This window comes from Methanoregula sp., assembly GCF_050010295.1.
Lineage (GTDB): Archaea > Halobacteriota > Methanomicrobia > Methanomicrobiales > Methanospirillaceae > Methanoregula.
Window position 1 is genome coordinate 57,613 of the sequence record NZ_JBEKLH010000004.1, and the last position, 13,188, is coordinate 70,800.

Annotated in this window: 2 protein-coding genes; one reads left to right on the forward strand and one right to left on the reverse strand. The window is 56.8% G+C overall.

Annotation, left to right across the window (positions count from 1 at the left end):
• The first annotated feature begins 112 nt into the window (after window positions 1–112).
• A complete protein-coding gene (locus tag ABSB80_RS06325) occupies window positions 113–12,349 on the forward strand; it encodes a tetratricopeptide repeat protein (protein ID WP_428369284.1) in 12,237 nt (4,078 codons plus the stop codon).
• A gap of 112 nt (window positions 12,350–12,461) precedes the next feature.
• On the opposite strand, the gene ABSB80_RS06330 is transcribed toward ABSB80_RS06325, so the two are convergent.
• A complete protein-coding gene (locus ABSB80_RS06330; RefSeq protein WP_428369286.1) occupies window positions 12,462–13,166 on the reverse strand; it encodes a tetratricopeptide repeat protein in 705 nt (234 codons plus the stop codon).
• Window positions 13,167–13,188 lie beyond the last annotated feature (22 nt).

Here is a 13,188-nt window from a genome sequence, read left to right on the forward strand (position 1 = left end):
TATGCCGCTTATAAGTAACCTTATACCTGAGTGAAAATAACGGCAGCAGGCAGATAGAAGCGGGAAAATCCAGAAATATACCCGGCATTCCACCAACGAGGTAACCTGATTCATGAACAAGAGTGATGCGGAAGCACTGTTGCGGCAGGGCATTGAACTCTATGACATCGGCCGGTACCAGGAAGCCATTGTCATGTTCGACCGGAGCCTTGCCCTCTATCCCAACCTGGCAAAGGCCCATTATTTCAAAGGTATTGCGCTCTACGACCTGGGAAAACTCGAAGACGCGATAAAAGCCTACGACCAGGCTGTTGCGATCGAACCGGCTGACCCAAATGCCTGGTACAACAAAGCGGCGACCCTCACCCAGCTCGGCAGGAACGAGGAAGCCCTCGAGGCCTGCGACCGCCTGCTCTCCATACAATACGACAATGCCGAAGCCTGGATCCTCAAGGGTATCGCATTTTACGAGCTCGGGCGGTTCAGAGACGCCATCACTGCCTACGACCATGCGCTCATGGTCGATCCCCGGCACGCCAAGGTCTATTATAACAAGGGGATCGCACTCGCCGATCTGGGGCGGCATAATGAAGCGATCGTCGCGTACAACAAGGCAATAGAACTTGTCCCCGATTATTCACGGGCCTATTACAACAAGGGAATTTCCCAGTATGAGCTCGGCAGGAATGATGATGCACTGGCCTCATTCGACCGGGCCTACGACATTGACCCTACCGACGTCTGGGTCTGGTATTACCGCTGTTTCATCCTTGCCCGGCAGGGCCGGAACGAAGCTGCGGCAAGGTCTGCGGATAACTTCCTCCAGCAGGAACCGCTCCATGCCGATATCTGGGCAATCAAGGGGATCTCCCTCTTCAAGATCGGGAAATATGAAGAAGCAGTGACCGCACTGCAGCAGGCCGCCACGCTGAACCCGTCACTGGGGGATGCCTGGTATTACCAGGGACTTGCGCTGACCAGCCTTAACCGGTATCAGGATGCAGTTGTGGCATTCGGCAAAGCAATCGAGGCCGGCCCGGCCAATGCCCTGGCCCACTACCAGCGGGGCCTCGCTTTTTACCACCTGAAAAAGTTCCAGGAATCCGTGCAGGACTTCGACCGGACCCTTGCCCTTGAACCGGACAACGCGGAGGCATGGTTCCGGCGGGGAGTTGCCTCGGTCAGCCTGAGCCGGTACGAAGATGCGCTGGAGTCACTGGGCCGGAGACTGGCACTCGGTGACGCCCACGCGGGTTCCTGGTATTACCGGGGGGTCGCCCTCACCCGTCTCGGGAGGCACAAGGAGGCCATTGAGTCGTTTGAATCCGCTCTCAGTCATGATGCCGGGTGCTCCCCTGCTGCGTACCAGGTAGGTGTCTCCTATGCCAGTCTCGGGCGGTTCAGCGAGGCCATCGCGGCCTACGACCAGGCCCTGCAGATAAACCCCGGGTTTTCGGATGCCCTCTACCACAAGGGTTTCGCCCTCGCAAAACTGGGGAGAAACGAGGATGCCGTCCAGGAGTTCGAACGGACCATCGCATTCGACCCGGGAAATGAACGGGCTTTCCACCAGAAAGGTCTCCAGCTGGCAAAAATCGGCAGGTACGACGAGGCCATCGAGGCATTTGACGGAAGTATCAGGATAAATCCCTCCTATGCGCAGGCACACTACGACAAGGGGCTCGCCCTTGTCAAGCTCGGACGGTTCGAACCCGCACTTGAAGCCTTCGGGCAGGCCGTGACGATCAACCCGAACCATACCAACGCATATTATCACCGCGGGCTCGCATTCGTCCAGCTCGGGAGGTTCGAGGAAGCGATTGCATCCTTTGACCAGGCAATTGAGATCGATCCCGCGAGTATCCTTGCGCTGTACAATAGGGGTACGACGCTGGCGCTTCTCAACCGGTATGCCGAGGCCGTACCTGCTTTGGACGCCGTCCTTGCCATCGCCCCCCAGAATACCGGTGCTCTGTTCGAGAAAGCCCTGGCCCTGTTTCACCTGATGCGGTACCAGGAGTGCGTGGCAGCCCTCGATGAAGCGCTTGAGCAGAACCCGGCACTGACCGATGGCTGGCTCCACAAAGGTATCGCCCTTGCCTACATGGGCCACTTCGATGATGCGATCGGGGCCTTTGACAGGGCGCTCGGGCTGAGCCCGAACCTGAACGAGGCCGCTGTCCGGAAAGGCATTGCACTCTTCTCCATGAACCGGTTCGATGATGCAGTCTCCGTACTCGGTACGGCGCTCGAGAACAACCCCCGCGATGTCTGGGCCTGGTGCTATAAAGGCCTGGCCTTTTCAGAACTCGGGCGTTATGACGAGGCAATACGGTCATTTGACCGGGCACTGGAGATCAACCGGAAATGTGCACGGGCATTTTTCGAGCGGGGTAATGCGCTTGCCCGGCTCGGTAAACCGCTCGAAGCGGTCGTATCGTATGACCAGGCGCTCGAAATTTCTCCGGACGATCCAAAGATCCTGTATCAGAAAGGCGTTGCCCTTGCCCAGCGGGAACGTTACGATGATGCCATCACGGCATTTGAGACAGCCCTCTCACTTGAACCTGACAATGCTTCGGGTTTGTATTATCTCGGCATCGCCTATGCCGGACGTGAGCGGTATGAGGATGCCATCAAAGCCTTTGACAGTTCCCTCTCTCTGGAACCTTCGAATGCCCAGGCATACCATTACCGGGGCATCTCGCTCATCCAGCAGGAGCGGTATGATGAGGCAGTCAGGTCATTCTCAAACGCTCTTGCCCTTGAAGCGGACAACCCATCGTCGTATTATTACATGGGACTAGCCCACCTCCAAGCAAAACAGTACGACGAAGCCATCGTGGCACTCGAGCGTGCGACGGCTATCGACCCCTCGTTATCAGACGCCCATATGTACCGGGGGATCGCTCTTGCCGCCTTGTCACGTCACGAAGAAGCCATCCGGTTCTTCGATCTGAGCCTCAAGGCCAACCCTTCCCTCATCGAAGCGATGATCTACCGGGCCAATTCCCTTTTCATCCTCGGCCGTTTTGCAGAAACGATCGAGATGGACGACCGCATCCTCTCGCTCAACCCCACTCTAATCGACACCTGGATGCAGAAAGGGAATGCCCTTCTCAGTCTCTCGAAAAAACAGGAATCGATCCAGGCCTTCAACAAGGCCTTGGAGATCAACGTGAACCTGGCCGTGGCGTGGGTCAGGAAAGCGGATGCATTGTCCGACCTTGGCAAGATCCAAGACGCCGTTCCCGCCTATACCCGGGCCCTCGATATCAATCCTGCGCTCCCTGATGTCTGGATGCGGAAAGGAGACGCACTCAGCCAGCTCGGCAGGACCGAAGAGGCAATCGCCGCCTATACCAAATCACTTAACATCGATCCGGACCAGGAAACCGGCTGGATCAGGATCGGGAAGGCTTATTTTGATTTCGGGCGTTACCAGGACGCAATAGAAGCATTCGACAACGCTATATCCTTAAACCAGCGGAGTATCGAGGCCTTTTATTACAAGGGACTGGCTCTCGAAAAAGTCAACCGCATGGAAGGGGCAATCCACGTATTTGAGATCCTGCTCGAGATCGATCCCGCAAACGGGGAAGCACAGTACCATAAAGGCCTTGCCCTTGCACGGCTCGGCGACCACCGCGACGCCATCCTCTCCTATGACAAGACCATTGCAATCCTGCCCGCGTTTGCGCCTGCGTGGTATTTCAAGGGAAAATCCCTGATCGACAGCGGCAAATACACCGAGGCAGTAGTTGCGCTGAACCGTGCGCTTGAGATCGAATCTTCTTACACAGAAGCCAGTTATTCCCTTGGCCTTGCTCTCCTGAAGATCGGGCAATACGATGATGCAATCCGTGCGTTCGACACGAACCTGGCCAAAGACACCAGCAATGCCCCGGGGTATTTTAACCGCGGGATAGCGCTCGAGAAACTCGGGCGCCATGAAGAAGCCCTCGGGGAATTCGACAAGGCGCTCATCTATGATCCCGAGAATGCCCTTGCCTTTTACCATAAGGGCAAGTCGTATGCGGCCCTCGAACGGCACAACGATGCGGTCTTTGCCTTTGACAAGACCCTGCAGCTAAAGTCGAAATACACGGATGCCCGCCTCCGGAAGGGCATCGCGTTCTTCAACCTGGGGAGGTTCCGCGACGCAATCTCCGATTTCGACCGGACCATTGCCGAGAACCCGGGAAATTTCCACGCATATTATTACAAGGCCCGGTCACTTGCGGAACTGCAGGATTTTTCCGGAGCGCTGGAGTCCTATAACCAGGCTTTGGAGGTCGATACAAATTCCCTGGACGCACATTTCTCCAAGGGCCTCGCCCTTTTCAGCCTCCGGCAGTTCGACGATGCTGCAGCTGCGTTCGAGTTCGTAGTAAACGGCGATCCCGGGCGCGCGATGGCACATTATTACCTGGGCCTTACGCTCGTGAAACTGGAGCGACAGGAGGAGGCTGTTGCATCGTTTGACCTTTGCCTGGCCCTCTCCCCGAAATACACCCCTGCCCATTACCAGCGGGGACTGGTGTTGTATTCGCTGGGCCTGTACCAGGACTCGGTCTATGCATTTGACCAGGTTCTGGAATCAGATACCGGAAACGCCGAAGCGGCGTTCTGCAAGTCCCGTGCACTGCGCGATCTCGGGCGGTACGAGGAATCGCTTGCTTCAAGCGAGACTGCTGTCGGCATAAAACCGGATTACGCGGAAGCATGGTACAGCAAGGGTGTCGTCCTTGCAGACCTGGAACATTTCTCCGAGGCGCTGGCTGCATTTGACCGGGCGATCGAACTTGATCCGGCAATGGTAAAGGCGTACTACGATCGCGGGGTTGCACTGATCCGGCTGGAGCGCTACCCCGATGCCATCGGATCGTTTGACCGGGTGCTCGAACTCATCCCGAATTCTGCGCCGGCATTCTTCCACAAGGGGATAGCTCTTGCAGAGACAGGGATGCTGGAGGAAGCGGTCCTGTCGTATAATATTGCCCTGGAGATCTCTCCGGAGGATGCCGCGGTTTTTTACCAGAAGGGGCTCGCTCTGTCGCGCATGGAGAAGTATGAGCAGGCCATCGCCGCGTTCGATACTGCGTCCACTCTCGAACCCCGGAAGGCGGATTCCCTCTACCAGAAAGGGCTCGCGCTGGCCTCTCTCGGGCGGCAGAACGAAGCTGCAGCTGCGTTCACCCGGGCGTACGAGATCGATCCCGGGAACAAGGACTCCCTGTACCACCAGGGGCTTGCCTTTGCCGAACTGGGCAGGTTCAGCGAGGCCATCGAGATCCTGACAAGGACCCTCGACTCAAACCCGAAGATCGCCAATGCGTGGCTCATCCGGGGATTCTGCCTTTTTGCCGTCGAGCGGTTCCAGGAAGCCGTCAGGTCATACGCCAGCGCCCTGGAACTGGATGCCGCCAATCCCCATACCTGGTTTTACCAGGGGCGCGCCCAGATCAGCCTCGGAAACGACGAAGAGGCAATATCTGCATTTGACCAGGCCCTGAAAATTGCACCCGAGTTCGGCGAGGCTTTTTACTACAAGGGGGTTGCGCTCTTCCACCTTAAAAGATATGCAGAATCTGCCGGTGTATTCGAGGAAGCAACCCACCTGATGCCGGATTTTACCGACGCGTCCCGGGAGAATGGCAGGGCCCTTTCAGCACTTGGCAGGTACCGGGAGGCAGTGGAGGCTTTCGGACGGGTGCTTGCTTCCCACCCCAAGGACCTTCCCTCCCTTTACGGGCTGGCACGGGCATATGACCACCTCGGCCAGTATAAGGAAGCGATCCCGGCGTACTCCCGGGTCAACCGCATAGCCCCGGACTGCGAACGGGCATATTCCTACAAAGGGTTTGCCCAGGTACTCCTGCACCTGCATGAGGACGCGGTCGAGGCCTTCACCCGGGCACTGGAGATCAATCCTGCAAATGCCGAGGCATGGCTGGCGAAAGGCAGGGCACTGTTCGCAGTGGAAAAATATGAGAGTGCAGTTGCCGCTTTTGACGGGTACCTCTCAGTCAGGCCGGATACGGCAGAGACCCTCTATGAAAAAGGTCTTGCCCTCACACGGCTCGGCAGACCGGAAGATGCCCTTGAGACCTTCAACCGGTGTATCGCACTGGGCCTCGATTCAGGCCGTGTGTACGCGGAAAAGGGGTATACGCTCTCTGCCCTTGCCCGGTTTGAAGAGGCGATTTCGTCCCTCGATACGGCTCTGGCAAGGGATCCGCAGGACCTCAGAGCCCTGCTTGCGAAGGGCGAAGCGCTCTTCCAGGCCGGGCGGTACCAGGACGCGGTCACCGCATTCGACAGTTCCCTCGTGCTGGGCCCGGAAAATGCACGGGCGCACCGCGGCCGGGGAATGGCACTTGCAAGACTGTCCCGGTATGAGGATGCGGTCATCGCTCTTGATCGTGCTCTCGAGGAGGAAAATTCCAGTCCCGATGTCCTCGCCTGCAAAGGGTATTCGCTCTACCGGCTGAACCGGTACAAGGAGGCAGTCGAGTCTCTCGGCAAATCCTTAAAACGCAAACCCCGGAACCCGTTTGCCCTCACCTTCCGCGGAAAAGCATATATCCGTCTTGAGATGTGGGCAGATGCCATCTCTGCTTTCGACAAACTCATCAGGGCCAACGGGAAGAACGCTTCCGGATGGTACTACAAGGGGATAGGGCTTTCCCGGCAGGAACTTCACCAGGACGCACTGTCCTCGTTCGAGACTGCCATAAATCTCGATGGTACCTGTGCCCCTGCCTGGTACAACAAAGCCTGCGAGCTGAGCACGCTCAGGAAGTATGATGATGCACTTCCCGCATTTGACCGTGCCCTGGAATTTAACCCGGGCCTTCAGGACGCAGCGTACCGCAAAGGGCTCACCTACGCCATTCTTAACCGGAATGACGAGGCGGTATCCGCATTTGACCATGCGCTAACCCTGGGTCCGGGAACCGCAGGGCTTTATTATCACCGGGGACACGTCCTCATGGAACTGGGGCGGCACGGGGAAGCGCTGGAATCATTCAATTCCTCACTCGATCTCCGGCCTGATGACGCGTCGGTCTGGCTGGAGAAAGGGGAAGCTCTCTCCCGGCTCGGCAAATTTTCCGAGGCTGTTGCAGCGTTCGATAAATCGGCAGGTATCAGTCCCCAGAATGCCATAGCGTCGTTTGGAAAAGCAGAAGCGCTGTATGAACTTGGTAATGACCAGGACGCCGTGATCGCGAGCGACATCGCACTCGCTGCGGATTCTACCCTCTACGATGCCGCCTTTTTAAAAGGGACCGCACTCTTCCGTCTCAGGAAATATCCCGAGGCCATTGCATCGTTCGACTATACCCTTGAATGCCTGCCGGAACATGCCCAGGCCCATTTCCACAAGGGACTGGCACTGCAGGAACAGGGAAAATATGAAAAAGCAATCCGGTCCTACAAACAGGCCCTAACCCATGACCCCTCAATCATCGATGCGGTCTTCCAGACAGGCCTTGCCTATTCCGCCCTCGGAAAGTATGAGAATGCCGTGAGGGCATTTGACAAGATACTGGAACTGACACCGGATAATGCCGCGGTCCTGTACCAGAAAGGACGGGCGCTTGCAAAACTCCTCAAGTTCGACGAAGCTCTCGGCGCACTGGAGGCATCGCTGAACAGCGAGAATAACCTTGCTGACGTCTGGGTACTCAAGGGAACGGTGCTGTACGAACTCGGGAGGTTCGAAACGTCTCTCGGGGATTTCGACCGGGCAATCGCGCTTTCACCGGACAACCCAACAGCGTGGTACCGGAAAGGCAGATCATATCTTGACCTTGCCAGGTACAGCGATGCCATATCCTGCTTTGATCAGGTCCTTTCCGGTGACGGGCGCTGCGCGGGTGCATGGCTCAATAAAGGAAGTGCCCTCCTCTCTCTCGGCCAGTTCGGGCCAGCGCTCGACTCACTGGTAAAAGCCCTCGATCTCAAGCCCCAGAATGCCAATGGCTGGTATGACCGGGCCATTGCGCTCACGGAACTTGGCCGTTACGATGAGGCGGTCGCATCCTATGACCGGGCGATTGCCATCAACCGCAAATATACCCATGCCTGGTACGACAAGGGTGTCGTACTTGCACGCCTCGGCAGGGACCAGGAAGCCATCCAGGCATTTGAGAATGTAACCGCCATTGACCCTCATTTTGCTCCGGCTTTTTATGACAAAGGCCTCGCCCTCGGACGGCTTTCAAAGCACAAAGACGCCGTTGCCGCGTTCGATATGGCACTCTCGATCGATGCGTCCGACGTGCCTGCCCTCTACCAGAAAGGACTGGCACTCCTCATGCAAAAGCGGTTTGAAGATGCAGCCGGCATCTTTGTCCAGGCACTTGACCTAGACTCCGGGTTATTTGATGCCTGGTATTACCTGGGGCTTTCCTATGCCCGCCTGAAAAATTTTGCCGAAGCGGTCACTGCTTTTGATCAGGCGATCGCAGTCAACCCCAAATCCTATGATGCCCTGTACCAGAAAGGGCGGGTACTCTCCGAACAGGGGAATTATCCCGAGGCCGTCGCCGGGTTTTCCCGGGCGATTGCAGTTGATGGCGAGCAGCGGGACAGCCATTTCGCACAGGGTCTGGCATATGCGGCACTCGGGAGACATGAAGAGGCACTCGCTTCGTTTGACCGTTCGCTTGCCATCGATCCTGAATTTGCTGACGGTTACTACAACCGGGGTATCTGCCTTGAAGAGCTCGGGCGGTATGAGGAATCCGTCCCCGCGTTTGACGGCGTCCTTTCCCGTGTTCCGGACAACTCTGCTGCATGGTTCCACCGCGGCGTGGCATCCGAACATCTCGGAAAGGATGAGGACGCTGCTGAAGCCTTTGACAAGGCCCGGAAAGCAGACCCGCACAATAATGCAATCATCCTTTCCGAGGGAAAAGCCCTGGGCAGGCTCAACCGGTTTGAAGACGCCATACGGATCCTCGATATCGCTCTCGGGAAAGACCCGGGCAACGGCGAAGTCCTGTTCGAGAAAGGCATGGCCCTTGCCCACCTCGGGCGCCTCGAAGAGGCCGAGGAGGCCCTCGGGAAATCGGCAATCGCCCTGCAGGACCGGTATGAACCGCTGTATTACCGCGGGCTCTCCCTTATGAACCTCGGCAGGTATGCCGACGCCGGTGCCGCCTTTGATGCAGCTCTTACGTTCAGCCCGGAAAACCCGGATATCTGGTACGAGAGAGGACGTGCTCTGGCGCAGACCGGTAATCCGGAAGGTGCACTATCCGCATTCGACCGCGTCCTCGCCATGCAGCCCGATAACCAGGATGCTTTCCTTGAACGGGGGCGGGTGCTCTGTGCACAAGGCAGGTACGAAGACGCAACCGGATCCTTTGACCGGGTCATCGAACTTTCCCCCCGTCACGCTGCAGCATGGTACGAGAAAGGACTGGCCTTGTTCCATCAGAAGAAATTCGGTGAGGCGATTGAGACACTGACTACCGCCCAGGAGATAGATCCGGGCAACCACGATGCCATGTATCATACTGCTGCAGCGCTCGCTGCTCTTGCCAGATATGGAGAGGCCGTCGGATCCTTCCGGCACCTCCTCACCCTGACGCCGGAGAATGATGAAGTCTGGTATGAGCTGGGTGTTGCCCTTGCCGGTCTCAACCGTTATGAAGAGGCGGTTGCCGCCTTCGATCATGCGGTGGAGATCAGGCCCGGGTTTTTCGATGCCATCTATTCCCGTGCCCGATCGTACGATGCGCTTGAACGGCCCGCGGAAGCCGTTGATGCCTACAATCAGGCACTGGCACTTCAGCCGCTGCATGTACCTTCCCTTCACGCAAAAGGGGTGGCCCTTGCAGGGATGGAGAAGTTCGAAGACGCGGTGAAAGTTTTTGACCGCGCGCTGGAGATCGACCCTTCCTGCACCGAGGCATTCTTTGACAAGGGCCGTGTGCTCAATTCGCTCGGCATGTACCGCGAAGCGGTCAAGACCTTTGACAAAGCCCTGAGTATCGAGAGAAACTACGCCGATGTCTACTACCATAAGGGTCTTGCCCTTGCAAGCCTCGGCCGGCATGACGAAGCGGTTGTCGCTTTCAACAAGAATCTTGACCTGGATGCCGGTAACTGGCAGGCGTCGTATCACAAAGGACTTTCCCTGTCGGCTACAGGACGGCATACGGATGCCATCGAGGCATTTGATGCGGTGATCCGGTCCAATCCCGGTTCCGTTGATGCCTGGCTGCACCGGGGCAGCGTCCTTGCGGAGATCGGAAAATACCATGATGCAATCGAGTCCTATGCCAAGACGCTCGAGATCGACCCCGCAAATGCAGAGGCATGGTATCTCAAAGGAAATGCACTCTTCTCCCTGTCCGGGTTTGAGGATGCCATCGAAGCGTTCAACAGGGCCCTCGGGATCCGCCCGGATTACGTATCAGCCTACTATGACAAAGGGCGGGCACTCTTTGAACTGAATATGTATAAGGAAGCAGTGATCTCGTATGACAATGCCCTTGCGATCCAGCCTAAATTTGTGGAAGCCTTGTATAACAAAGGCGCAGCTCTTACTAGGCTCGAGCGGTTTGACGAAGCAATAGCCGTTTTTGACCAGGCCCTCAAGATACGTCCCAATTCCGGGCATATCTGGACAGGAAAAGGGATTGCACTCTCTTCACTGGGCCGGGACCAGGACGCCGTCACCTTCTTCCAGAAGGCTCTTGGAATCGATCCCAGGGATGTACGCGCCAGCTATTTCCTCGGGGTCTCATTCCTCAGGCTGGGAAAATACCATGAAGCAATCAAAAGTCTCGAGACGCTGCTCGCCCAGCGCCCCGACTGTGCAGAGGCCTTGTTCCAGAAGGGCAGGGCTCTGGCCATGCTCTCCATGAACAACGAGGCCGTCGTGGCGTATGACCGGGCTTTGTCCCTGAGAGAGGGATATCCGGATGCTTACCTCTACCGGGGGATCTCCCGGGCCAGTCTCGGGCTGTACGAACAGGCGCTTGAAGATTATGACCATGCCCTCGGCATCAACGCATCTGCTCCCGCGCCGTACCTGTTCCGGGGGATCGCCCTCATTCAGGTCACCCGTTACCAGGAAGCGATCGATTCGTTTGAAAAAGCGATCGCTCTCCAGCCCGAGTACCCCGATGCATTCTATTACAAGGGCCTCGCACTGCTCCGGCGCGAGCAGTTTGATGCTGCCATTGAAGCACTCGACCGTGCGCTTCTCATCAATAACCGGTACGCGGAAGCCTACGAGAAGAAGGGAGTTGCCCTCGCACGCCTTGACAGGTACACCGAGGCCATCACCTCATTCAATGCGGCGCTTGGTATCCAGCCGGAATATGCCGAAGCGCTGTATGAACGGGGACGTGCGCTGGTCAGCACGGGCCGTCACAAGGACGCTATCGCCTCCTTTGACCAGGCCCTGTCTCTCAATCCCGGGTTTGCAGGCGCGATTTATGAGAAAGGAAGGGCTCTGGCTGCGCTTGACAACCTTGTTGCAGCCGTCGCGGCGTTCGACCGGGCCGTTGACATCAACCCGTCCTGCTGGCAGGCATTTTTTGCGAAGGGCAGGGTGCTGTCTGAGCAGGGCAGTCACGATGCGGCAATCACGGCGTACAACCATGCCCTTGAGATCCTGCCGCAGCGGTCAGTTGTCTTTGAATACCGCGGACTCGCCTATGCAGCCCTTGAACAGTACCGGGAGGCGATCCAGTCGTATGATCATGCGCTTGAGATCGATCACCGGCCCGGGGTATTTGCGCACAAGGGAGTGTCCCTTGCAGAACTGGGGATGTACCGGGACGCAATAGAAGCATTCGACAAGGCTCTCGACCAGAACGAGAATCTTGCCGAGGCATGGATCGGGAAAGGGAATGCGTTCTACGACCTTGGCAAGTACCGGGAGGCGCAGTCAGCGTACGACCGCGGTCTGGTACTGGACCCGGAAAATGCCATTGCCTGGACACGGCACGGGATGGTGCTCTCTTCGCAACAGAACTATGAGGCAGCAATCGGGTCCTACGACCGCGCCCTGTCCATAGACCCGTCGTTCTCGATTGCATACTTCACCAAGGGGAGCGCTCTTGTCGCATCAGGACGCTGCGCAGATGCGATTGAAGCGTTCGACTCCATGATCAACCTCCAGCCGGAATTTGTCGATGCATGGATCCACAAAGGACGCGCCCTGCAGGAACTCGGGAGGTACCAGGAGTCCCTGAGCGCATTCAAGCGGGCACTCGAGATCGAGCCCGGGCGCAAGGAGATCTGGAACGATGTCGGCGACATCCTCGACAGGATCGGAAAACACGATGAAGCCAAGATCTGCTATGAACGGGCCCGCTGATGGAAGGCTGTAAGAACCCCCAGTCTTTTTCTCACCGGAGCCGGAGTATACACGTCCGAAGAAATCTGCACAGCCTGAAGGCCCGGAAATCCGGGTAAAAGAATGGCGGGTATCAGGACTTCTCTCTCACTGCAACAAACCATAGCACGGCACCGGCAGCAACAACGATGACCGCAATGATGACGAATGCATATCTGATATAGAACGGTGTTGCCGCATCACGGAGCTGTTCTGCCATAGTACGATAATATGCGATACGGGGATATTGCGGATTAATGCTCTGGACTTTATCGAATGCTGCAATTGCCTCGTCATACCTCTCCATACCCCCCAGGGCAAATCCTTTATTAAACCATGCGTCTGCATTGTTCGGATCGATCTCGATCGCTTTGTTATACGCAAGGAGTTCGTCGTTATAGTATTCATCTGAGGTATTAATGTCATGGACCTGATTTTCATAGAACAGCCCGACATTATACAGGATCTGGCCACGGTTAATCCAGCCCTGGGTGTACACCGGATCGATACTGAGGCTCGTGTTCGATGCAGCAAGTGCGCCGGTGAGAACCGTCTGGTTAAAACGGGCATCAGAATAAGCAGCGCGATTTAATGCATCTGCCTTTGCATTCCACGCCTCATAATACCCGGGTTCAAGGGAGATCGCATGATCGTACGCCGAAACAGCCGCCGAATAATTTCCAGACTGCAACAATGTATTTCCCTGCATGAACCATGCTGATGCGTCACTGGAATACGCCGAGACTGGCATACAGAACGCGAGAAGGAGAAAAACTGCCAGTATCGAAGTCCCTGCCAACCGATATGAATCCATAGTTACC